This window comes from Segatella sp., from assembly GCF_977051555.1.
The window spans coordinates 1-22,604 of record NZ_CDRSSE010000056.1 but is presented as its reverse complement, the minus strand read 5'-3'; the positions used below and the strand labels follow the sequence as shown (position 1 = coordinate 22,604).

The 22,604-nt window shown below is 44.3% G+C and carries 17 protein-coding genes, 6 tRNA genes and 1 rRNA gene; 16 read left to right on the top strand and 8 right to left on the bottom strand.

Annotation, left to right across the window (positions count from 1 at the left end):
- Positions 1 to 12: 12 nt before the first annotated feature.
- Positions 13 to 125: ribosomal RNA gene (rrf, locus tag ACWJAO_RS11870) — 5S ribosomal RNA — on the top strand.
- 156 nt (positions 126 to 281) lie between these two features.
- Here the strand turns inward: rrf and ACWJAO_RS11865 are convergent.
- Positions 282 to 650 (bottom strand): hypothetical protein, encoded by a 369-nt coding sequence (locus tag ACWJAO_RS11865; RefSeq protein WP_233400745.1) that lies wholly within the window; start codon positions 648 to 650, stop codon positions 282 to 284.
- A 186-nt stretch (positions 651 to 836) separates the two neighbouring features.
- On the opposite strand from ACWJAO_RS11865, the gene ACWJAO_RS11860 reads away from it, so the two are divergent.
- Positions 837 to 2,498 (top strand): glycogen/starch synthase, encoded by a 1,662-nt coding sequence (locus tag ACWJAO_RS11860; protein ID WP_118139967.1) that lies wholly within the window; start codon positions 837 to 839, stop codon positions 2,496 to 2,498.
- Positions 2,499 to 2,601: 103 nt separating this feature from the next.
- A complete protein-coding gene (glgP, locus tag ACWJAO_RS11855) occupies positions 2,602 to 5,160 on the top strand; it encodes an alpha-glucan family phosphorylase (protein WP_449140395.1) in 2,559 nt (852 codons plus the stop codon).
- Positions 5,161 to 5,406: 246 nt separating this feature from the next.
- Here glgP and ACWJAO_RS11850 read toward each other — a convergent pair whose 3' ends face one another.
- A complete protein-coding gene (locus ACWJAO_RS11850) occupies positions 5,407 to 6,345 on the bottom strand; it encodes a ribose-phosphate pyrophosphokinase (RefSeq protein WP_317598957.1) in 939 nt (312 codons plus the stop codon).
- Positions 6,346 to 6,427: 82 nt separating this feature from the next.
- Positions 6,428 to 7,036, bottom strand: coding sequence for a thiamine phosphate synthase (locus ACWJAO_RS11845; RefSeq protein ID WP_022120692.1), 609 nt, complete (start codon positions 7,034 to 7,036; stop codon positions 6,428 to 6,430).
- 108 nt (positions 7,037 to 7,144) lie between these two features.
- Between ACWJAO_RS11845 and nspC the strand changes: the two genes are divergently transcribed.
- The 12 genes from nspC to ACWJAO_RS11785 all read left to right on the top strand — a co-directional run bounded on the left by nspC (position 7,145) and on the right by ACWJAO_RS11785 (position 13,273).
- Complete coding sequence (gene nspC, locus ACWJAO_RS11840; RefSeq protein ID WP_449140394.1) at positions 7,145 to 8,320, top strand: carboxynorspermidine decarboxylase; 1,176 nt, start codon at positions 7,145 to 7,147, stop codon at positions 8,318 to 8,320.
- Between the two features lie 202 nt (positions 8,321 to 8,522).
- A tRNA-Gly gene (locus ACWJAO_RS11835) sits at positions 8,523 to 8,595 on the top strand.
- 60 nt (positions 8,596 to 8,655) lie between these two features.
- Positions 8,656 to 8,739, top strand: a tRNA-Leu gene (locus tag ACWJAO_RS11830).
- Positions 8,740 to 8,759: 20 nt separating this feature from the next.
- Positions 8,760 to 8,832: transfer RNA gene (locus ACWJAO_RS11825), tRNA-Gly, on the top strand.
- Positions 8,833 to 8,873: 41 nt separating this feature from the next.
- Positions 8,874 to 8,955: transfer RNA gene (locus tag ACWJAO_RS11820), tRNA-Leu, on the top strand.
- A gap of 24 nt (positions 8,956 to 8,979) precedes the next feature.
- Positions 8,980 to 9,063: transfer RNA gene (locus tag ACWJAO_RS11815), tRNA-Leu, on the top strand.
- 19 nt (positions 9,064 to 9,082) lie between these two features.
- A tRNA-Gly gene (locus ACWJAO_RS11810) sits at positions 9,083 to 9,155 on the top strand.
- A gap of 33 nt (positions 9,156 to 9,188) precedes the next feature.
- Positions 9,189 to 9,725 carry a hypothetical protein gene (locus ACWJAO_RS11805; RefSeq protein ID WP_449140393.1) on the top strand — a complete coding sequence of 179 codons (537 nt, stop codon included), beginning with the start codon at positions 9,189 to 9,191 and terminating at the stop codon, positions 9,723 to 9,725.
- Positions 9,726 to 9,753: 28 nt separating this feature from the next.
- The gene (locus tag ACWJAO_RS11800) at positions 9,754 to 10,101 is read left to right on the top strand and encodes a single-stranded DNA-binding protein (RefSeq protein ID WP_022120694.1); all 348 of its coding nucleotides are present in this window, start codon (positions 9,754 to 9,756) and stop codon (positions 10,099 to 10,101) included.
- Positions 10,102 to 10,123: 22 nt separating this feature from the next.
- Positions 10,124 to 11,470: a gliding motility-associated protein GldE gene (gldE, locus tag ACWJAO_RS11795; RefSeq protein WP_449140392.1), complete on the top strand. Its 1,347-nt coding sequence runs from the start codon at positions 10,124 to 10,126 to the stop codon at positions 11,468 to 11,470.
- Positions 11,471 to 11,505: 35 nt separating this feature from the next.
- On the top strand, positions 11,506 to 12,141 hold the full coding sequence (locus tag ACWJAO_RS11790) for a 4'-phosphopantetheinyl transferase superfamily protein (RefSeq protein WP_449140391.1): 636 nt from the start codon (positions 11,506 to 11,508) through the stop codon (positions 12,139 to 12,141).
- Positions 12,128 to 13,273: an esterase-like activity of phytase family protein gene (locus tag ACWJAO_RS11785; protein ID WP_449140390.1), complete on the top strand. Its 1,146-nt coding sequence runs from the start codon at positions 12,128 to 12,130 to the stop codon at positions 13,271 to 13,273. Before ACWJAO_RS11790 ends, ACWJAO_RS11785 begins: the two co-directional genes overlap by 14 nt.
- A 5-nt stretch (positions 13,274 to 13,278) precedes the next feature.
- Here ACWJAO_RS11785 and ACWJAO_RS11780 read toward each other — a convergent pair whose 3' ends face one another.
- The 5 genes from ACWJAO_RS11780 to ACWJAO_RS11760 all read right to left on the bottom strand — a co-directional run bounded on the left by ACWJAO_RS11780 (position 13,279) and on the right by ACWJAO_RS11760 (position 21,942).
- Positions 13,279 to 14,070: an SDR family NAD(P)-dependent oxidoreductase gene (locus tag ACWJAO_RS11780; protein ID WP_449140389.1), complete on the bottom strand. Its 792-nt coding sequence runs from the start codon at positions 14,068 to 14,070 to the stop codon at positions 13,279 to 13,281.
- Positions 14,071 to 14,142: 72 nt separating this feature from the next.
- Complete coding sequence (locus ACWJAO_RS11775; protein WP_449140388.1) at positions 14,143 to 14,988, bottom strand: N-acetylmuramic acid 6-phosphate etherase; 846 nt, start codon at positions 14,986 to 14,988, stop codon at positions 14,143 to 14,145.
- 104 nt (positions 14,989 to 15,092) lie between these two features.
- Positions 15,093 to 15,698 carry an HU family DNA-binding protein gene (locus ACWJAO_RS11770; protein WP_118155018.1) on the bottom strand — a complete coding sequence of 202 codons (606 nt, stop codon included), beginning with the start codon at positions 15,696 to 15,698 and terminating at the stop codon, positions 15,093 to 15,095.
- Between the two features lie 418 nt (positions 15,699 to 16,116).
- Positions 16,117 to 16,674, bottom strand: a complete 558-nt coding sequence (locus ACWJAO_RS11765; RefSeq protein WP_449140387.1) for a hypothetical protein — start codon at positions 16,672 to 16,674, stop codon at positions 16,117 to 16,119.
- A 273-nt stretch (positions 16,675 to 16,947) separates the two neighbouring features.
- Positions 16,948 to 21,942 (bottom strand): RecQ family ATP-dependent DNA helicase, encoded by a 4,995-nt coding sequence (locus ACWJAO_RS11760; RefSeq protein WP_449140386.1) that lies wholly within the window; start codon positions 21,940 to 21,942, stop codon positions 16,948 to 16,950.
- Positions 21,943 to 22,096: 154 nt separating this feature from the next.
- On the opposite strand from ACWJAO_RS11760, the gene ACWJAO_RS11755 reads away from it, so the two are divergent.
- Positions 22,097 to 22,604: RNA polymerase sigma factor (locus tag ACWJAO_RS11755; RefSeq protein WP_449140385.1), on the top strand; the 508-nt coding region annotated here is incomplete at its 3' end.

The window sequence follows — 22,604 nt, the reverse complement described above, 5'->3', positions numbered from 1 at the left end:
CATAACCCATTATCAGGTGGTTATTGCGGTGAGGTCCCACCTCTTCCCATTCCGAACAGAGAAGTTAAGCTCACTTGCGCCGATGGTACTGCAATGCAATGCGGGAGAGTAGGTAGCCGCCTCCTTTCAATTTCAGAAGCCTCGATTACGAAAGTAGTCGGGGCTTTTCTGTTTAATAACACTGGCTATTTAGTATAATTACCCTTGCTATATAATATAATAACCCCTCGCTATTTACCATAATAGCGAGGGGCATTTCTGCGATATTCTGAGTGCTTTGTCTACTGCTTGGTGAATTTCAGTTTTTTAGGAATCTTCACCCATTTCCGGTTTCGGGCAATTTTCAGGTTACTTCCTTCTTTCTGCTGCAACTCGTAACTACCATCGGGCAAGGCTATGAGGTCGGCAGTAAGATCTTCGCTCCCGTAATCATTGATAATGGATAGATGAGCGGTCTTTCCCTCGATGTCAGCATCTGTAATCAGCCATTTGCGACTATCACGTCTGTCACCGAAATATCCGGGCATTTCACCGAACAGTTCCTGTCCTGGAACCTTGAGGTTCTTATGGTAGAAGTCTATATTCATATAGACATCATACTCTTTGTTTGTAATCTTCCCCTTGAATAGGGTGCTGTCTGTTTGTGCCATACTAGATATACTAATTAGGCATAATAATGTTGCTAAAATCTTTCTTTTCATCTCTTTTTTCAATTAACTGCGACAAAGTTATTCATTTAAATCAAGAAAACTGCATTTTTTTTAGGATTTTAATAAGATTAATTCGTTTTTTTGCAAATATTTATCTATCTTTGCGGTGTTTATTGATAATTATATATGGAAAAGAAAAGATTATTTCCAGATTACATATTTGAGTCTAGTTGGGAAGTGTGTAATAAAGTTGGTGGTATCTACACCGTTCTTTCAACACGAGCTAAGACTCTTACGGAAAGGTTAAAGGATCAACTAATCTTCATTGGTCCTGATTGCTGGGGAGACAAGGTGAATCCTTATTTCTCTCAAGATGATACGCTTTATGCGGCGTGGAAAACAGAAGCTCTGAAAGAGGGCTTAAAGGTTAAAGTAGGTAGATGGAATATACCGGGAGAGCCAGTAGCTGTTTTAGTAGATTTCAATCCTTACTATGCTGTTAAAGACCAGATCTATGGACAACTATGGCAGGACTATCAGGTTGATAGTCTTCATGCTTATGGTGACTATGACGAAGCATCGATGTTCTCTTATGCTGCCGCTCTGGTAGTAGAGAGTTTCTACAAACATGTCGTTGGAAAAGGCAAGAAAGTTATCTATCATGGAAATGAATGGATGACAGGACTTGGTGTGCTCTATGTGAACAAGCATCTTCCTGAGGTGGCTACAGTGTTCACCACGCATGCTACAAGTATCGGTCGTAGTATTGCCGGTAATAATAAGCCTCTTTACGATTATCTTTTTGCCTATAATGGTGATCAGATGGCGCAGGAACTCAATATGCAAAGCAAGCATTCTATAGAAAAGCAGACTGCTAAGTATGTTGATTGTTTCACAACAGTGAGTGATATTACTGCCAACGAGTGCAAGGAATTGCTCGATAAACCGGTAGATTTCGTTTTGCCTAACGGATTTGACAATAGTTTTGTACCTAAAGCAAGTACCTTTACAAAGAAACGTAAGGAGGCAAGAAAGCGTTTGCTCGATGTAGCCAATGCTTTGATGGGTACAGATTTGGATGATGATACGCTCATCGTTTCTACCAGCGGACGCTACGAGTTCCGCAACAAGGGTATCGATGTCTATATTGAGGCTATGAACCGACTGCTTCGTGACAACAATTTGAAGAAGAATGTATTGGCATTCATTGACGTACCTGGTTGGGTAGGAGATCCACGTCAGGATCTGTTGGATCGTCTGAATAGCGGTAAGAAGTTTGACACGCCATTGGAGGTTCCGGAGATTACCCATTGGTTGCATAATATGAGTCATGATAATGTATTGGGTATGCTGAAGTACTTCAACATGCATAATAATAAGGAAGACAAGGTGAAACTGATATTCTTACCTTGCTACTTGACAGGCGATGATGGCATTATCAACAAGAGCTACTATGATGTAGTGTTGGGTAATGACCTCTGTATCTATCCTTCTTATTATGAGCCATGGGGATATACTCCATTGGAGGCTGTTGCGTTCAAGGTGCCTTGTATCACCACCGATTTGGCTGGTTTCGGTCTTTGGGCTAACTCAGAGAAGGGAAGTTACAGTGAGATAGAGGATGGTGTGAAGGTTATCAAGCGTACCGACTATAATTATTCTGAGGTAGCTGATGCTATCAAGGATACCGTAGCTAAGTACTCGGGATTCACCAAGACACAGGTGAACAAGTGTCGTAAAAATGCTGAGATTCTTTCAGAAAAAGCATTGTGGAAACACTTTATCGAGTATTACTATGATGCTTATGACTTTGCCCTGCGCAAGGCTGAAGTTCGTATGAAGAAATAATAATCTCTCTCTTGATGGCGTTAGCCATAAAACAAATATTTGGATTCTGCAAGAATCGCTATGTTTGCAAGATAGAAAATATACATCTTAAAAATAAAACACAATGAAAATTAAGGCAGACTATGCTAATGCTCCTCAATGGAAGGAGACAACCATTAAATCAAGCCTTCCTAAGGAGTTGAAGTGCTTGGATGAAATCGCTCACAATATGTGGTGGGCATGGAATTATGAAGGTCGTGACTTGTTCAAGAGTCTTGATCCAGACTTGTACGAGAAGTGTAATGCTAACCCTGTATTGCTCTTGGAACGTTTGAGCTACGACCGCAAGGAGGCTATTGTTAAGGACAAGGAGACAATGGCTAAGGTTAAGAACGTCTATAAGATGTTCCGCGAGTACATGGATGTGAAGCCTAATGCTAAGCGCCCTTCAGTTGCTTACTTCTGCATGGAGTATGGTATCAACCAGGTAGTTAAGATTTACTCTGGTGGTCTTGGTATGCTTGCTGGTGACTACTTGAAGGAGGCATCTGACAGCAACGTGGATATGTGTGCTGTTGGTTTCCTCTACAGATATGGTTATTTCAAGCAGTCTTTGAGTATGGATGGTCAGCAGATTGCTAACTATGATGCCCAGAACTTCAACTCTCTCCCTATCGAGCGAGTATATGATGAGAATGGTAACCCATTGGTAGTTGATGTACCTTACACAAACTATCAGGTACATGCATACGTATGGCAGATGAATGTAGGTCGTATCAAGTTGTATCTTCTGGATACAGATAATGATATGAACTCAGAGTTCGACCGTCCTATCACTCACTCACTCTATGGTGGTGACTGGGAGAATCGCTTGAAGCAGGAAATCTTGCTGGGTATCGGCGGTATCTTGACTTTGAAGAAACTTGGCATCAAGAAGGAGATTTATCACTGCAATGAGGGTCATGCTGCTCTCTGCAACTTGCAGCGTCTCTGCGACTACATCGAGGAGGATGGCTTGAACTTCAACCAGGCTCTCGAGTTGGTTCGCGCTTCTTCTCTCTATACTGTTCATACTCCAGTGCCAGCTGGTCATGACTACTTCGACGAGGCTCTCTTCGGCAAGTACATGGGTGGCTATCCACAGCGCCTTGGCATCTCTTGGGATGAGTTCATCGGTATGGGTCGTGAAAATGCAGATGATCACAACGAGCGTTTCTGCCTCTCTACATTCGCATGCAACACTTGCCAGGAGGTTAATGGTGTAAGTAAGCTTCACGGTTGGGTAAGCCAGCAGATGTTCGCTAATATCTGGAAGGGTTACTTCCCAGAGGAAAACCACGTAGGTTATGTAACCAATGGTGTTCACTTCCCAACTTGGACAGCAACAGAGTGGCGTAAGCTCTACGATACATATTTCGACAAGAACTTCATGAACGACCAGAGCAACGAGGAAATCTGGCATGCCATCTACAATGTTTCAGATGCAGAAATCTGGAATACCCGTATGGCATTGAAGAAGAAGCTCGTAGCTTATATCCGTGAGAAGTTCACACAGACATGGTTGAAGAACCAGGGGGATCCTGCTCGTGTAGTATCTTTGCTCGAGCGTATCAACCCTAACGCTTTGATGATTGGTTTCTGCCGTCGTTTCGCTACATACAAACGTGCTCACTTGCTCTTCACCGACTTGGATCGCTTGTCTAAGATCGTTAACGATCCAGAGCACCCAGTATTGTTCTTCTTCTCAGGTAAGGCTCACCCAGCTGATGGTGCTGGTCAGGGCTTGATCAAGAAGATTTTCGAGATCAGTCAGCGTCCTGAGTTCCTTGGCAAGATTATCTTCCTCGAGGATTACGATATGACTTTGGCTCGCCGTCTGGTTTCAGGTGTTGATATCTGGATGAATACTCCTACACGTCCATTGGAGGCTTCTGGTACATCTGGCGAGAAGGCTGAGATGAACGGTGTTGTCAACCTCTCTGTACTTGATGGTTGGTGGGTAGAAGGTTACCGCGAGGGTGCTGGTTGGGCTCTTCCTGAGAAGCGTACATACCAGAACCAGGGTTACCAGGATCAGCTTGATGCTGCTACTATCTACAACCTCTTGGAGAACGACATCATCCCAATGTACTACAATAAGAACAAGGAAGGCTTCAGCAAGGAGTGGATCCAGGTAGTAAAGAACTCTATCGCTACTATCGCTCCTCACTACACAATGAAGCGCCAGTTGGATGACTACTATGATAAGTTCTACAATAAGGAGGCTGCCCGCTTCAAGAAGTTGAGCGCTAATGACAATGCCCTTGCTAAGGAGATTGCACTCTGGAAGGAGAGCGTAGCTGAGCGTTGGGATGGTATCCACGTAGTATCTAAGGACGACTGCATGCTGATGGCTGCTGAGACTGGTCAGAAGATCAAGGTTCAGTATGTTATCGATGAGCAGGGCTTGAACGATGCTGTAGGTTTGGAGCTTGTTGTATTGAAGGAGCAGCCTGAGGATGGCAAGCAGATTTATGCTGTTTATCCATTCAAGATGGTTGGTCATGAGGGTAACAACTTTACATTCGAGGCTGAGATTGAGCCAATCAATGCTGGTTCATTCAAGACAGGCGTACGTATGTATCCTAAGAATGATAAGTTGCCACACCGTCAGGACTTCTGCTACGTGAAGTGGTTGAACTAATATAATAGCGACATTGTCACATTATAAATATATGAATCCTGTATCTCTTTTGGGGGTACAGGATTTTTTGTTTCAAAACGAACAGCGAATAGCGATATTGAAGATGTAGAAACTTTGAAAGTGAATTGTGAAAAGTGAATTGTGAATGTAGATTAGAAATAGAGAAGGGGAAGAATGGAATCATAAAAAAGGAGTCTTCCTTTTTTGTAAGAAAGACTCCTTGTAAACTTGTATGATGATATTTCCTTATACCAGATACTGAGAAGAGATACTCTCGTTATCCTCAACACGGCGAATGGTTTCTGCAAACATATCTGCAATAGAAATCTGCTTAACCTTTGCGCAACGCTTGGTGTAAGGGATGGAATCAGTGAATACTATCTCCTCAAGAGCTGAATCCTGAACACGCTCAGATGCAGGACCACTCATCACGCAGTGAGATGCGCATGCGCGAACAGTCTTTGCACCAGCCTGCTTCATGATATCGGCAGCCTTAGTGATAGTACCGGCTGTATCGACCATATCATCAATGATGACGACATTCTTGTCTTTTACATCACCGATAATCTGCATGCTTGCTACTACATTGGCACGAGCACGGGTCTTGTTGCAGAGCACGAGAGGGCAGCCAAAGTACTTGGCATAAGTGTTGGCACGCTTAGAACCACCTACGTCTGGAGAAGCAATGACCATATCCTCGAGGCGCAAGCTCTGCAGGTATGGCAAAATAACGCCAGATGCATAGAGGTGATCTACAGGAACATCAAAGAAGCCCTGAATCTGATCAGCATGGAGGTCCATGGTGATGAGACGGTCGATACCGGCAACGCTGAGCAAGTCGGCTACCAACTTAGCGCCGATGCTGACACGTGGCTTGTCCTTACGATCCTGACGAGCCCATCCGAAGTAAGGAACAACAGCAATAATATGGCGGGCAGAAGCACGCTTTGCTGCGTCAATCATCAGGAGCAACTCCATCAAGTTGTCTGAATTAGGGAATGTACTCTGTACGAGGAACACATCGCGTCCGCGGATAGACTCCTCGAAAGATACGCCAAATTCACCATCAGAGAACTTGGTTACAACCAAATTACCCAGTGGGCAACCTAAACTAGCGCAGATTTTTTCTGCAAGGTATCTCGAGTTAGTACCAGAGAATACCAAAAAAGAGTTTTTGTCACTCATTTTTATTAGTGTTTATGTGTATTAATAGTTATTTTTATCTATTCTCATGTAGGGGATGAATCTTTTTTCGGGAAACTCCGGGTTAGCTGATAGCCTTTCTCAATTTCTCGAAGTGAAGAATCAGCTCTTTGAAATCGCGCTCGTTGTGAATGTCGAAACGGTTCCAGAGATCTCCACAGATTACTACTCCTCCAAATCCGAGTTCCTTGGCAATCTTGAGATTTTCCAGACTCATGCCTCCCAAGGCGTATACCTTCTTGTCTATGAGTCCTGCCTTGGCTGCATTCTCAAGCTGCTGCAGATTGAAGGAAGACTTTTCATCTTTAAACTCAATACAGTCGAAGATGTTTTTCAGAAACACATAGTTTGATTTCTTCTTCATCTCTTTCAGCATCGAGAGATCTGTGCAGGTGCGACTGAACTTGCCTTTGTATCCATCCGGTACCGGTGCTAGCGGATCGTCTATATGGATTCCTGCTAAATCATACTCCTGTTTGAGGTAATAATGATCATGAACAGTAATCTTGCGAAGATAGTCTTCAGGCAGTAACGTGAGCAGTCGCTCAGCATACATTGGTGACGAACCTGGCTTGAAAAGATGCAGGTTGTCCATGCCCTCGTCGAACAGCGAGGATAGTATTTTATCTTCTTCCACAAAGAATGTGGACTTGGTCATTATCGCTAATTTCATCGTCAAAATGATTTTTATGATGCAAAAGTATTAAAAAAAACGCAAACTAGCAATTATATTCGGGATAAAAAGCTATCTTTGCACCATAAAATTAATATTTATCAAGTTATGCAAGTAAATTTAGCGAATTTTAATGAGATTCATCGACCAATTTACGTTTTAGAGGAAGAACGTTTGCGACACAATCTGTCGCTCATCAGGAGTGTGGCTGAGCGTGCCGATATGGAAATTATTCTAGCTTTTAAGGCTTATGCTCTTTGGAAGACCTTCCCGATTTTCAGAGAGTATATTTCTTCGACCACGACCAGCTCTCTTAGCGAGGCAAAACTGGCATATTATGAATTTGGCAGTAAGGCGCATACATTCTCGCCGGCTTATACCGATTATGAGATTGATGAGATTGCACAATGCTCAAGTCATCTTACTTTCAACTCGCTTACGCAATATGAGCGATATCATGAACGGGCTCGTCGGGCAAATCCTGACATCAGACTGGGATTGAGAGTGAACCCGGAATATTCTGAAGTCGGTACATTGCTGTATAATCCTTGTGCGCCTGGAACCCGATTCGGAGTATCGGCAGATAAATTGCCTCAGACGTTGCCTTCTGATATCGAAGGATTCCATTGTCATTGTCACTGCGAGAGTGGGGCGGATGTCTTTGAACGGACGTTGGCTCATATCGAAGAGAAATTCTCTCCTTGGTTTCCGCAGTTGAAATGGATTAATTTCGGTGGCGGTCATCTGATGACCCGTAAGGATTATGATGTGGAACACCTTATTAATATAATAAAGGGATTTCACCAGCGCTATCCTCATCTCAAAATTATCATGGAACCTGGTAGTGCCTTTGGTTGGCAGACGGGCCCGCTTGTAACCCAAGTGGTGGATGTGGTTGAAGATAAAGGTATCAGGACAGCTATCATAAATGCCAGTTTTACCTGTCATATGCCCGACTGTCTGGAGATGCCGTATATGCCAGCGGTCAGAAATGCAGAAACCCTGGAGGTTGATGACCCGACGGAAGCTCCAGAGGGCGCACATGTATATAGAATAGGTGGCAACAGTTGTCTGAGTGGTGATTTTTTGGGATTCTGGAAATTTGATCATGAACTGGAAATAGGCGAGAATGTCATCTTCGAAGATATGCTGCATTATACCACGGTAAAGACAAATACCTTTAATGGAATCACTCATCCGTCAATAGGAATTGTACATTTAGATGGAAAATTGGAAATTTTAAGAGATTTCAGCTACGAAGATTATCGCAGTAGGATGGATTAGTATAATTTCCGTTTTTCCGATTTTACTGCCGGATAAGTTTAAAAAGCGGCAAAATAAGGCTTGAAATGTGTGTTTTGTTCACTAAAAAGGGCAAAATGCACATTTTTTTTCAAAAAAAACGCAGAAAAGTTTGGTAATTCAGAAAAAAGTAGTACCTTTGCACTCGCATTCAGAGGAACGCTCCTAAGTGATAGGAAAAACTGCGGAAATAGCTCAGTTGGTAGAGCACAACCTTGCCAAGGTTGGGGTCGCGGGTCCGAGTCCCGTTTTCCGCTCAATTTTTATGAAACAACATCAAGCTTTATCTTGGTCAGATAATTGATGGCAATATGCTTGGAGAGGTGGCGGAATTGGTAGACGCGCTACTTTGAGGGGGTAGTGACAATTGTGTCGTGGGAGTTCGAGTCTCCTCCTCTTCACTGGTATTGTTATCTTACAAGCGGAAATAGCTCAGTTGGTAGAGCACAACCTTGCCAAGGTTGGGGTCGCGGGTCCGAGTCCCGTTTTCCGCTCGATCATTTTTGTATTAAGCCAAGATAGGTTTAAGTTTAGGGCCCAAGTGGCGGAATTGGTAGACGCGCACGTTTCAGGTGCGTGTGTTTCACAACGTGCAGGTTCGAGTCCTGTCTTGGGCACAATGTTTAAATTAGCTTAGTGTTGGAGAGGTGGCGGAATTGGTAGACGCGCTACTTTGAGGGGGTAGTGACAATTGTGTCGTGGGAGTTCGAGTCTCCTCCTCTTCACTTTATTGTTGTTTTACAAGCGGAAATAGCTCAGTTGGTAGAGCACAACCTTGCCAAGGTTGGGGTCGCGGGTCCGAGTCCCGTTTTCCGCTCTTTTTTTTTGAACTCGAGAAACATACCCATTTATGAATTTATATTTAAGATATTTTGATCAGGAGACATTGGTTACTAATGTTGATGATGCTATTGGTTTTTTAAAGAGTATTCCTGAGATTGAGATGGATGCGGAACTAGAGGCAGATGTTCGTGAATATGCCGCTAGCGATTTGTCGTATCCGAAAAGATATAAGGTCCGCCCACGTGTTTATTTCATTGTGATAAAGACTACGGCGCCAACCATGCAGGATTTTAAAGATAAGAAAGCGTTGCGTACTCCTACTCCTGCAGAGAGGATGGAGAACCCTGTTGTTGCCAGTTTGGCACAGGAGGCTCCAGGCTGGTATGAAGGAGCGCTTGATTTCAAGCGTGTAGTGATGGTACCTGCTACAGGAAAGTTTGAGTACCGTGATACTCATTTTGTTGCGGATGTAAAAGCTGAATCAGGTTTGGATTGTTATAATCGCATTGTAGATTATCTGCGCGATTGTGTTGATTCACGCAGCCAGTTCCCATCTGCAAAAGGTAAGAATTTCCATTTCCGCTATCTGGGAATGTGGAAGTAAATATTCAGAAATTTAAAAGATTCGTGTCATGAACAAGGTTATGCTAATTGGTAATGTAGGTAAAGATCCTGATATTCATTATTTTGAAGCAGATCAGGCAGTAGCTCAGGTTTCTCTTGCAACAACAGAGAAAGGATATACTTTGCCTAATGGTACCCAAGTGCCAGACCATACAGATTGGCACAATCTTGTTTTTTATCGTGGGCTTGCAAAGGTAGTAGAGAAGTATGTGCATAAGGGTGACCGCCTTTATGTGGAAGGAAGAATCCGCTACCGCTCCTATGATGACAAGCAGGGTAGAAGACAATACATTACAGAAATCTATGTAGATAATATGGAGATGTTGAGTACTCGCCCTGCTACTAAAGAACAATAATTATTAATTTTTAGCTCAGAAATTGGATATATCCACCATAACTGATGCCTTCGGTGATGTGATGCTGATGCAGCCTTCCGCCGGGGTTATTGTAGCTGCTGTACTTGCAGCTATATTGTTAGGCATGTCTGCTTTTGCCAGTGGTTCCGAAATTGCTTTTTTCAGTTTATCACCAACTGATGTTGCGGAACTTGAGGATGAAAAGACTGATGCCGATAAGAAAATACAGATGTTGCGTGATGATTCTGAACGAACGTTGGCTACCATTTTGATAACCAATAATTTTGTGAATGTCACAATCATCATGCTCCTTAATTATGTATTCGCAGGAATCGTAGAGTTTGGTCCTAAAGCTTATTGGCTTCAGTTCCTCATCATTACGGTTATTCTTACTTTCTTGCTTTTGCTTTTTGGTGAGATTATGCCGAAAGTGTATGCCCGCCAGGATTCCCTGAAGTTCTGTCGCCGTTGCGTAGGGGGAATTCTGTTTGTCAGAAAGTTGTTCTGGCCTTTAGAAACTATCTTGCTCAAAAGCGGTATTCTTGCTGAAAAGATTATACAGAAGGAAAACCATGTGCTGAGTGTTGATGACTTGGAACAGGCTCTGGAACTGACTGATAAGAATGATATCAAGGACGAGCAGAGCATGCTGAAGGGTATCATCCGCTTTGGCGATGAAACAGCCAAGGAGGTGATGACCAGCCGACAGAATATTGTTGACCTGGATATCCGCAGCACCTATCCGGAAGTATTGAAGTGTATTGAAGAGAATAACTACAGTCGTATTCCTGTTTATCAGGATAATACGGATAATATTCGTGGCGTGCTGTATATCAAGGACTTACTGCCTCATCTTACGAAGGCTTCCAACTTCCGTTGGCAGAGTCTGATTCGTCCTCCTTATTTCGTTCCGGAAACCAAGAAGATAGATGATCTGCTTCGCGAGTTCCAGGATAACAAGGTTCATATTGCCATTGTGGTAGATGAGTTTGGTGGAACATCAGGTATTGTTACTCTCGAAGATATTCTGGAGGAAATCGTAGGTGAAATCAATGATGAATACGATGAGGAGGAGAAGTTCTACTCGAAATTAAATTACAACACCTTTATCTTTGAAGGTAAAACTCTTCTTTCTGATTTCTGCAAAATTCTGAATGTGGATGACGAAGAGTTTGAAGAGGTTGAGGGTGATGCAGATTCTCTGGCAGGCTTACTCTTGGAGATTAAGGGCGATTTCCCAAGTATGCACGAGAAGATAGATTATAAGAACTATACTTTCGAGGTTATGCAAATAGAGGAGCGTCGCATCAGCAAGATTAAGGTGACGGTACATCCTTTGAAAGATAACGTGGAGGATTCTTCTAAGTAATCATCTGGGTCTTATTATAAACAGATAATAGAAATATGGCAGTAGTCAATATACGAGAAGTTTATCCGGGAGTGAGCCTGGGCTTATGGCAGATGGATGAAACTGCAGAACAGTTGTTCGAGCAGTATCCTCACCTGCAGGCTTACCGCTCCCAGGTGGAAGAGAAATATAAGAACGATGGCAGGAAACTGGAGTTTCTTGCCATTCGTGCATTAATGTATGAGATGCTCAAGACGAACGGAGCTTCCAAGGGCTTGCTTTCTCATGCGGGTGACATTACCCACAACGAGGCTGGCAAGCCATTGTTCCGTGGTTATCATATCAGCGTTTCGCATACCAAAGGTTATGCTGCGCTTATTCTTTCCAAAAATCAGGAAGTGGCGGTGGATATCGAATATTTCAGCGATAGGGTAGAGCGCATCGCATCCAAATTCCTGCGCAAGGATGAGAAGGCGGAAGATCTGGATGCCAAGCTTGTGCATTGGTGTGCCAAGGAAACGGTCTTTAAGTTATTCTCTGAAGAAAACCTGATGTTTGAGGATATGCGGGTGAAGCCGTTTGATACGATGGCAGATTGGTCGTGTGATGTGGAGAATCTCAAGAGCAGAAAGATGGCGCATGTAGATTTCGAGTTAACCATGGAATTTGTATTGACTTATGCTGCGCTGTAATATCCTTTCCATCTTCCTGGCATTCAGTCTGTTGGCTGGAGCTCAGGAATGGAAAGTAGTGAGAGAGAATGCTCAGAAAGCTTTTCCGAAAACCGTGACTGCGGGCAACTACAGTGGCATTGCTCATCTGCATGATGATATCTATGCGGTGGTAAGCGACAAGTCGGATAGTGCCCTGTATTTCAATTTCCGGATTCAGGTGAATCCCAAGACCGGTGAACTGGAACAGGTAGAGAATCTTGGGTTTACCGAGAGAACAGATGGAACTCTGAACGATGGAAAGCCTTGGCAGGGGCAGGAGAAAGGCTTTGATCACGAAGCCATTGTGAAGGTTTCTGATTCTACCTTGGTAATAGCAAGCGAAGGATATTGCCGTTTAAAGGAATATCCTGTTCTGCCTACTTCGGCTAATGCTCCCAAGATTAGCTATCAGCAGACCCTTTGGGAGAGCAGATGGCTTTCTTCTGATTTTTATCCAAATTATAATTTTGAGTCTCTGGCTTTTGATTCCGTCCGTCAGTATCTCTGGACGATTCCTGAGAGTACGTTTCGCAAGGACGGACAGCCTGCTACTCCTCAAAACGGATTGGCCAACCAGCTTCGTTTGATGAGGTTTGATTGGGGAAAGATGAAGAAAGAGAGTAGCAAGGAAGAGAGTAGCAAGAAAAATGGTAGCAAGAAAGACTCTCGTTATATGATGACCTATGCCTATCAGATGGATCAACCTTCTACCCATAAGAAAGCAGATATCTATGTGATGGGGGTGAGTGAGCTTTGCGCCTTGCCCGATGGTCAGCTCCTGGTTCTGGAGCGTGAGGCCTTTATCCCGAAGATCAAGATAGGTGCTTTCTGCAAGTGCAAGCTCTATCTTATCAATCCTTTGAATTCTGATGGGTTTTCTATGGAAGAGAAGTTTTCAGCAGATACTCCTTTCTTGAAAAAGAGAATGCTTACGGAATGGAAGACCGGTTTGTCGCTTTCCAAGCGTTCCTTTGCCAATTACGAAGGTATGTGTCTGGGACCCAAGTTGGAAGATGGTTCTCAGGTTGTCATCCTGCTGTCTGATTCTCAGGATCAATACGCCGGAGTATTGAAAGACTGGTTTAAGACGATTGTCATCAGAAAGGAATAAAGTTGTTATGTTGTAATCCTCAATCTCGTCCATAACCATCTAGGAATGAGTCGCCAGAGGAATACGAGGATATCATATCTCCAGTCTATCACCTTTACTTCCTTTCCGTTTTCGATAGCATTTACGATATGCTTCGCCACATCTTCCGGTTTGAGCTGCAGCGGATAGCTGCTGCCTGCGATGAGGTCGGTCTTTACGAAGCCTGGTCGGATATCTGTGATGGTGATAGGGAGATGGCGCATCCGTGTCTGCTGCGACAGGCATTCCAGATAATGGTTCTGGAATCGTTTGGTGGCAGAGTAGGCAGGGGCTGCACCGAGACCTTTGGTTCCGGCAATGGAAGTGATGCAGGCAATGCGGGCTTTGGGGTTGCAATGATGATGAGTAGCAAACCAGTTGAATGCCGTATCCACCATTCTCGTGAATCCCAAGCCGTTGGTTTCCAGGGTCTTCAATTCCTTTTCTATCTCCAGCGTATTATTCTGCCAGCCAATGCCAGAACTATGGAAATACAGGTCTATACCTCCCAACTTATCGATGAGTTCGAGAAGTTGGGTAGGAGCATCGGGAGAAGTTACGTCTATTTGCTGGTAGCAGGTAATGCCGCCCAGCGAAGTCTCCTTGCTATCAGGTGAGATTCCCTTTTGCAAGGTTGTCTTACCTTCAGTAATCAGAGCCTGTAATCTTTCTATTCTTCTTCCGGCTATTCCCACCTGCCAACCTTTTGCTGCAAGCAGTTTGGCCACTTCCATTCCGATGCCCGATGTGGCACCCATTACAATTGCTTTCTTTGCCATATTGTCCTATTATATAAGGTGAAGTCTTGATAGTGCTATTATAATATAAGGTGAAGTCTTGTCTAACTCTATCTAAATATCTAAATCGCTTTTACTCTTCAGCAGGTCTTCCGCCTTCTTCACGCTTCCTGCTTTCAGAATCAGTAGCTTTACTTCCTCGTAATCCGTATATTCCGGATTGCGTTCCATAAAGATGCGGCAGGCGCGGTCGATGAGTTTATGATTGATGAGCTTGGCGTTCACCATCTTGTTACCTTCCACCCGTCCTTGCCTTATCTGAAGAGAAGTACTGATCATATCCAGAATCATCTTCTGCGATGAACCGGCTTTCATGCGGGTACTTCCCGTTACGAATTCCGGTCCAGTGATGACTTCTACGGGATAATCGGCAGCTTGGGCGATAGGAGCGTGAGGATTGTTGACGATGCATCCCGTAGGAATGCCTGCCTCCTTGCAATGCTTCAGGATGGCGAGCACAAAGGGAGTTGTGCCACTTGCCGAAAAGCCCAGCACGAAATCATGCTTTGAGATATGTTTATCGCAGAGCTGGTGCCAACCATTCTCCAGGTCGTCTTCTCTGGATTCCCTGGTTTGCGTAAGGCAGCCGATGCCTCCGGGGAAGATGGCTTGTATCTGTGAACCGTCGATGCCATAGGTGTTCTGTACTTCGATGGTATCGAGTGTAGCCAGTCTTCCGCCCGTTCCGCAACCGGCATAGAAGAGTCTTCCGTCCTTCTTCAGCTGTCCTTCGATGGCGGAAATCAGTTGGTTGATGGCAGGCAATGCTTCTTCTATTGCCATAGCCACCTTCTTGTTTTCTGCATTGATATGAGCGGTGAGTTCATCCACGCTCATCTTTTCGAGATGTTCGTAGAGCGAGCTCTGCTCAGTTATTCTCTTTTCTACTTTATTTGGCATATTACTTCATCTTTAGGGTGTAGATTTTATGTAATGAAGCCTGGATGGTCGTGAAGACTATGGCTTGCAGTCATCTAGTGAGTTTTCTATCATCCGATGGGCTCCTATTCTTCTGCCAGAAAATAAACCGGTGCATTTCGGGAACCTTCTTTAATCAGGAACCCGGATTTTTCCAGTTTCTTCAGCCAGTTGAGTGCTGTCTGTTTACGGATATGAAATTCCGCTTCCAGTACTTTTCGGTTGATGGAACGGTTATGCTTCAGATACTCTCTTATTTTCTCCTTCAATGCATCTTCAGAGAAAGGGTAGGAGCGGGAAGTATATTGTGATTTCTCGAAATGGGTATTATATTTCACCTGTTTCAGCAAGTCTGCATTGGGGCGAAACTTGATGCCTCTTACGCTTACATATTCTGCTCTCACTTTATTGTCGGGTTTCAGTTCATCCATATCCAGATCTACCGAGAGCGAGAGGTATCCGATTTCCGGAATGTTGATACGCTTTCCATCTTGCAGGTCTTCTTCTATGATATCACGCAGTTTCATGAGTACGGACGAAACTTCGCCTTCTCCCAGGCAGCTATGTCTGGCGATTCGGCTGATCATCTCCTTGTCTGTCATAGCTGTTTGCTCAAAGATATGGGCGAATCGGCGAGTCTCTTCATTTCCTCCTGCATTGGGAAGATAATGGATCTCATATTTTATAGCCATCGTATTCTTCTTTCTGTTTAGCGATACAAAGGTAATCTTTTATTCTTAAACTACCAAATAAAAATGGCACTAATATGGATGAGTGGTTTGATTGATACGAATAAGCAGTGTTATTGATGTGGATGAGAACTGCTTTTCAATAGGAATAAGCATCGTAAGAAGTTTTTATAAGTTGTCGTAAGAAGTAGGATAAGTTGTTGGAACAGTAAGTATCTGTTGCCGGAAAAGTCACTTCCGTCAGTCGCACAACAGCTGTTGTGCAGTAAAATTTGTAACTCCCTTCATCATATTGCTATACCTTCCTTATTTCGTGATGATAGAATAAGGTGTATTTAGGCGTTGTCCCTCACCATAAGTCTTTGATTTCACTGAACATCAAAGGCTTATGGTGAGGGATTCTATTATTAGTTATGTCATTTTATCCATCAATCCAAATGCTTAAAGCTTTTGATAGCTTGAACTCTGGCATTTGTGCTATGATGCAACGACGCAAGAAATTGAATACTCCGTTATAACATTCCATTATTATCTTGCCATCCAAACTCAAAATGGCATAAGTATTATAGATTGGTAGGTAGTTGTTCCAACTTCCCTTTACCCGATAGTAGTCATTATCGCTTCCCATTTGATAAGTTTGGAAGCTTTTCTTGCTTAGTAAAGCTAAGCGAGATGAAGTGTCAGGAATACTGTTTAGTTCTTCCAATACTTTTGGAGTATCATAGTTGTCGCCATCTTGGTAACGTAATTGATAGAACTTCTCCAAGAAAGGGATGAACTCTTTGTCTAACAACTTTTCGTCAAGTGAGTAAACATAATAATCCTCTGTTTCTTGGCGAACGTAAATGTCTTCAAGGTGATACTCTTTTTCTATCTCCTTGAAAAATTCATCGAGTGGCATCTCGTCAAGATGCTTCGATACTTCTTTCTTTCCAATGGCTGTTTTTATTTTCAGCCCGATTGCTAAATAACATCCCATGATATTGTATTTTTAAGTTGTGTTAATGAGGTAAAGTAGTCACCTTTCATATGGCAATTCCTTCCCTTGTTACATTATGATTATACCATATCTATCAATATTAATATATGTGTTGCAAAAATACGAGTTTTCTTTCTAATCACCAAATTTTTAACATAAAATTCTGTCTAATATCTTAAAATAAGTGTTTGGTGAGTTTTTAATCTCTGTGGTGTCTGTGGCTTCATCCGATTAATAGGTCGTGCTTGTAGATAAGGTTCCAGTGAGCGTATCTTATTTTTCCATCACCAAATCTGCGAGCACGATGGCGGATTCCTTCTCATCCCTCGGTGCATCCTTTGATTTCCATGCCACGATGAAGCGGATTCGGGCAGCGGTTACCTTATAGCCTTTCAACTCCCATTTGCCTAGTTTCTCCTTCATCTTGATGGAGAGCTGGGCTATGTCTCTGCCTGTTGATGGGAGACAGAGGCAATAGTCGTGGTAGGTTAGCGGCATACCGCTTCTCAGGCAAAGGATAGCGTCCTTGTGAGGCTTGGAGAAGCCAAGGTTTACGTCCTTGTGTGAGAGCTGAAGCACTATTTCGTTGGGCTCATCATAGGCTTGGGCATCATAGAGATGCTGGGCACTTTTCAGACTGTCGAAGAGATTGCCGTTGGTGTGGATGGCAAGCGTACGCTTGGCACGGGTCATGCCCACATAGTATCGGCGCAGTATGTCATCGATAGGATGCTCGGGATGGGTAATGAGCATCAGTACATGGTCGAACTCATGGCCTTTTGCCTTGTGGATGGTGCTGACCACGATGTCTGATTTCAAAATGTCACAGAAGTCTTCTACTGATGATTCGAACACGAACTCCCTCAGGTCGCTGTGGTATTTGGCACGATTGGTCTGCTCAAATATCTGGAGGCTGCGGCGCAGATATGGCAAAGCCTGGCTGGTGGCATACTTTTGGAATGTCTGCTGCTTGGCTGCTTCCCAAATATCATCAGGTATGATAGGGGATTTCGTTTCCTTGATGCCTTGGTCTATCTTCTTCAAGAAGTATCTTACCTCTGCCAGATTCCAGAAGCGCAAGCCGTCCATTGATTGCACCAGCTTGGCCTTGATGCCATGACTGTGAAGAAGAGCCAGCATGATGACTGCCTCCTCATTGGTCTGCGTGAGGATACTGATGGTTTCGTTTTTCTTGCGAGAAGATGCATCGGCTTCTTTTGAAGCGTTACCTCCAAGTAATCGCGTAACATCTTCTAGGATAGGCTGATACATATAAACCTTTTTCTCCGGAATCTCGTACGGATGCTTCACGATTCTTACCTCTCCATCTTCTTGACTCATGGAGATGATAGGGGTAGATTTGATTCGCTGACGGATGTTGCGGGCGAAGTCGTTGGCAGCATCCACAATATGGCGAAGACTACGGTAATTCTCAGTCATCTCGATGAAACGGCTGTGCTCTGTCTGGGTCAATTCATAGAAATACTGCGAGTTGGAGCCCCTAAACTCATAGATGTTCTGGTCATCATCGCCTACGGCTATCACCCTCATCTCTTCGTTGGCTTTCATCAGAGCAGAGACAAGGGCATAGTCATCCTTGCTCATGTCTTGCGCCTCATCGATCACGAGCACGGTCTTGCTGATGCGATTGGGCTCCACTTCTCCATTGTTGATCATTTCGGCGGCTTGCTTAACCACATCTCCTGCCTCATCCAGATTGCCAACCCTGCCCAGCAGGTCGAAGCAGTAGGAATGGAAGGTCTTGATTTCCACGAAATGGGCGGCATTGCCGATGAGTAGCATCAGTCGCTGCTTGAATTCGGTAGCAGCTGCACGAGAGAAAGTAAGCATCAGGAGTTGCTCATGCTTTACATCTTCCAACAGCAGGAGAGAGGCAAGCTTATGTACGAGCACACGTGTCTTGCCGCTGCCAGGACCGGCAGCAACTACGATGCAGCGAGACTCGTGGTCGTCGATGATTTCCTTCTGTCGCTTGGAGAGTATTCCGAAGAGTTGCTTATACTTCGAAGGGGTTACGTTGCGCTCTATCTCTGTCTCCCGGTTGCCCTTGAAGTACTTTGAGATGAAGTGATGGTAGTCCATCTGGAAATAATCCTGCACATATTGCAGGGCAGCATCATAATCCCTTACCATCAGGTTGGCATATTCGCCCACGATGTGAATCTGCTGAATCTTCTGCTTGTAGAATTCATTGAGCATGCGATAATCTTCCTGCTTATAGCGGAGGCGAAGTTCCTTGGTGCGCTTAATCGCCATCGCATTGTAGAGTACCAGGAATCCTCCTTCCAGTTTCATGGCTCCTATCTTGGAGAGGTAGAGCAAGGCTTCCTCCACGTCTTCCAACTGCAGGGAAGAAAAGTCGGAGAAGAGTGACTGGTTGCCGGATTTCAGATTGTTCAGAAGTTCAACTACCGAGAATTGGAGAGGCTTCTCTCTTGAATCTACAGAAGAGCTATTGTTACTCTCTTCTGTTATAGTTTTACTGTTTTCTTCAGCCAGGCTGTATAGTCTTTCGATGATGAATCGGCAAACTTCAATTCGTCTTTCGAATCGCTTGATGATGGTCTCTATGTCCTTGTCTCTTGTCACGATAAGATTGCGGACGCCGTCTTCCTTCTTGTGCGCATAACCCTTCACTGCCAGGAAGTATAGCAGTGTGCGGATTTTCTTTTCGGTTGAAGTGTTGATGCCGTCGTGTACGGCATTGTCATTGAGTTGCTTGTATGTGATATGCAGCGATTCATCCGGGATATGTTCCAGAATGTATCTTTCCAGTTTGGCGAAGTTCTCCAGCATCTGCTGAGGCTTGCGCTGCTTGTCGCTGATGTCTTGCAGATAGGCTGAAATGTCACGGGTATCGGCAAGGATGCCTTCCTGTCGCATACGGTCAACGGAAGAGATGACGTCTCGCTTGCTGAGTCCTAGGATGTCGGCGAGGTAATCGATGCGGGATTCTGCCTCGCTATCCTGTGCCTTGGCTATATGCTTCTGGGTGATGAGCGACTTGATGATGCGGATGGCATTCTTCATCTCATCTTCCGAGAACAGGGGTGATTCGGTGAGGCGCAGTCTTGCTTCGTCCATGTTCTTGACGGTGATACCTGTGGCATAGACGTGCGGAATGTTGTTACCACGCTCTATGTATCCGCTCTGTTCCAGGGCGGAAAGGGCGGTGCGAACACGGGTTTCTATGTCGGATACCGAATCGTCCCAACCGGCTTGGCGGGCTATCTCCAGTGCCGAACAACTTACGTTTGGGCGCTGCTTGGTAAGAACTTTGATGGTATTCCATACCTGTTGTATCTCGCTGATGCTCAGCTTTGTTTGGTTGAGTAGGATGAAGTGCTTATCCAAGTCCTCATCGCTATAGAGTACATAGCATTTGGCATTGAGGTGTGGATCTCTTCCTGCACGTCCAGCCTCCTGAACATAGTTCTCCAGAGAGTCGGAGATGTCGTAGTGGATAACCAGCCCCACATCGCTCTTATCTACTCCCATGCCGAAGGCGGAGGTGGCGACGATGATTCTAACCTTATCGCTCATGAAGGCATCCTGATTGTGTATCTTCTCATCGGCATCCATCTTGCCATTATAGGGCAGGGCAGAAATGCCGTCACGTGTCAGTTTCAGGGCGAGTTCCCGGGTTCGCTTGGTGCGGGATACGTAGATGATGGTAGGACAATCTGCCTGCTCTACCAGTGAACGCAGTAGATTGTATTTGTTGCCGTCACTATCTACGTGGATAACGGAATAGTGCAGGTTGGTACGTGAGGCTGATGAGGCGAAGAGCTGGAGGTCGGTGCCCAGCCAATGCTTGAAATAGTCGCAGATGTCCTGTACCACCTTCTGTTTTGCAGTGGCGGTGAAGCAAGATACGGGTATCAGGGTTTGACCATGATTGCGGGCCATGGCGTCCTTGCCAAATTTGCGTTCCTGATATTCCTTGATAAACTTGCCGATGTATAGGTAATCCACACGGAAGTCTTGTCCCCATGCAGAGAAGCAGTGGGCTTCATCAATGACGAATCTCACCACATGCCGTGCCATCAGGATGCGCTCGATGGTTTTGGAGCGCAACATCTCTGGTGCTATATATAATAAGGTGGCATCTCCACTCTGCACCCGTTCGATGGCTAGGGAGCGGGAGATAGGGTCGAGGAGACCGTTGATGGTTACGGCATCGGTGAATCCGCGGTCTGCGAGGTTATCTACCTGGTCTTTCATCAATGATTGCAGAGGTGAGATAACCACGGTGAGTCCATGAATGGTTCTGCCATCCATCAGGGCTGGCAACTGGAAGGTGAGTGACTTGCCGCCACCCGTAGGAAATATCGCCAATAATGACTTGCCATCCACTGCAGCCTGCGATGCCTGTTCCTGTAGCGGTTCGCCGTCATAGGTACGGAAGGCATCATAGCCGAAGAGTTGCTTCAGGTTGTGATGAATGTCGAGCATGCGGTTGCAATACTCGCAGCCATCGGTGCATTGGGTATGGCAGAGCACATAGATGATATGTTCTACTTCGGGATAATGGCAGAGTACCCAACCTGGGGTTACAGATTGGTAATCGTCTGTGCCTATGAGGGCCAAGGCGTATGCCAAGCCGCAAGGCGACTGGGCTACAAGAGCCGGAATATCGGCATGGGCGCAAATATGATTCTTGTATTCAGAAAGAATGAATTCTGAAACGTCTATCATTGTATCATCCTTTTCGATGGCTCCCACATACATCAGAAATCCTCTGAATTCCTCTTCATGCTGGAGCAGCAAGGTGAAGATTCTTCTCTTCCTTTCTGATAACTGATTCCATGCGGCGATTTCATCCATCAACAGCTCCTTGGCTTTCTCGCAGTCATTTACAGGATTGTTCATCTGCTCGCTCATCAGCTTGTCGTCCTTTACCAGATGATGGTAAGGTCGCTTGGGGAAGAGGAGCGGGGAGAGATAGAGGGTATCTATCAGTATGCCGTTGAGTTGGAGATAGTGGGCATCGTGATGAATGAGGTTATGCCCGCAGATATAGTTAACCTTTCCTTCTTGCAGGAACTTGTTCAGTGCCGGCTGTGATGCTTGGTGAAAGGTGGCTCCGTCATAACGCAATGCTCCGATGTCGTGTATTTTATGGTCTTTCAGTCCCACTTCGGTATCTACGAAGGCAATGTTCCTGCTTCTGGCATCTTCCTTCTTGATGTCAGAGTCCACGGTAAGATTGTTTTTCCTTCCAAAGAGGCGACTGAATATTGACATAATTTACGTTGTTTATATTTCCACCGCAAAATTACAATTAATATTTGATATATGCAAATTATCAGGCGCTTTTATGTTCTTTAACAATTTTTCGTGCAGTATTCATGCTGGTTTCATATCTATATATAGATAAATTGTGCAAAATAATATACTCATGGATTCAAATATACAAACTTTAGTATTTAAAGCAAAACAAGGAGATAATAGTGCTTTCAGCACATTGTATCAGATATATTATCCTAAAATGAAAGGTATATGTATCAATATTCTTAAAGAGGACAAGGATGTCATTGATGACCTTGTCCAAGATGCATTTATACTTGCGCTTGTATCTTTGAAAGATTTGAAGAACCCTAACAGATTCAGCCAATGGCTTACAAGTATAACATCTAATCTTGCATTAAAATACAAAGAAAAGGGTAATACATTAAGATATATTTCTTTATCAGACATAGATGAAAGTGTGATTGACTGCTGTGATGATTATAGAAATACAGTATCTTCTATCCAATACGAGGATATTATGGCTGAAATTGATAAATTACCAGTTGGATACAAAAAGGTATTCAAGCTTTCTGTGCTAGATGGTTTGTCTCATCAGGAAATTGCAAAGTTGCTTGATATAGCTCCACACAGTTCTTCTTCGCAATTAGCGAGAGCTA

Bases quoted from the DNA above. Each gene is read 5' to 3' on its own strand.
- ACWJAO_RS11760 (WP_449140386.1), bottom strand. From the start codon at position 21,942: ATGTCAATATTCAGTCGCCTCTTTGGAAGGAAAAACAATCTTACCGTG.
- ACWJAO_RS11790 (WP_449140391.1), top strand. From the start codon at position 11,506: ATGGCAGTAGTCAATATACGAGAAGTTTATCCGGGAGTGAGCCTGGGC.
- ACWJAO_RS11865 (WP_233400745.1), bottom strand. From the start codon at position 650: ATGGCACAAACAGACAGCACCCTATTCAAGGGGAAGATTACAAACAAA.
- ACWJAO_RS11775 (WP_449140388.1), bottom strand. From the start codon at position 14,988: ATGCCAAATAAAGTAGAAAAGAGAATAACTGAGCAGAGCTCGCTCTAC.
- nspC (WP_449140394.1), top strand. From the start codon at position 7,145: ATGCAAGTAAATTTAGCGAATTTTAATGAGATTCATCGACCAATTTAC.
- ACWJAO_RS11805 (WP_449140393.1), top strand. From the start codon at position 9,189: ATGAATTTATATTTAAGATATTTTGATCAGGAGACATTGGTTACTAAT.
- ACWJAO_RS11860 (WP_118139967.1), top strand. From the start codon at position 837: ATGGAAAAGAAAAGATTATTTCCAGATTACATATTTGAGTCTAGTTGG.
- ACWJAO_RS11765 (WP_449140387.1), bottom strand. From the start codon at position 16,674: ATGGGATGTTATTTAGCAATCGGGCTGAAAATAAAAACAGCCATTGGA.
- ACWJAO_RS11780 (WP_449140389.1), bottom strand. From the start codon at position 14,070: ATGGCAAAGAAAGCAATTGTAATGGGTGCCACATCGGGCATCGGAATG.
- ACWJAO_RS11850 (WP_317598957.1), bottom strand. From the start codon at position 6,345: ATGAGTGACAAAAACTCTTTTTTGGTATTCTCTGGTACTAACTCGAGA.
- glgP (WP_449140395.1), top strand. From the start codon at position 2,602: ATGAAAATTAAGGCAGACTATGCTAATGCTCCTCAATGGAAGGAGACA.
- ACWJAO_RS11845 (WP_022120692.1), bottom strand. From the start codon at position 7,036: ATGAAATTAGCGATAATGACCAAGTCCACATTCTTTGTGGAAGAAGAT.
- ACWJAO_RS11800 (WP_022120694.1), top strand. From the start codon at position 9,754: ATGAACAAGGTTATGCTAATTGGTAATGTAGGTAAAGATCCTGATATT.
- ACWJAO_RS11785 (WP_449140390.1), top strand. From the start codon at position 12,128: ATGCTGCGCTGTAATATCCTTTCCATCTTCCTGGCATTCAGTCTGTTG.
- ACWJAO_RS11770 (WP_118155018.1), bottom strand. From the start codon at position 15,698: ATGGCTATAAAATATGAGATCCATTATCTTCCCAATGCAGGAGGAAAT.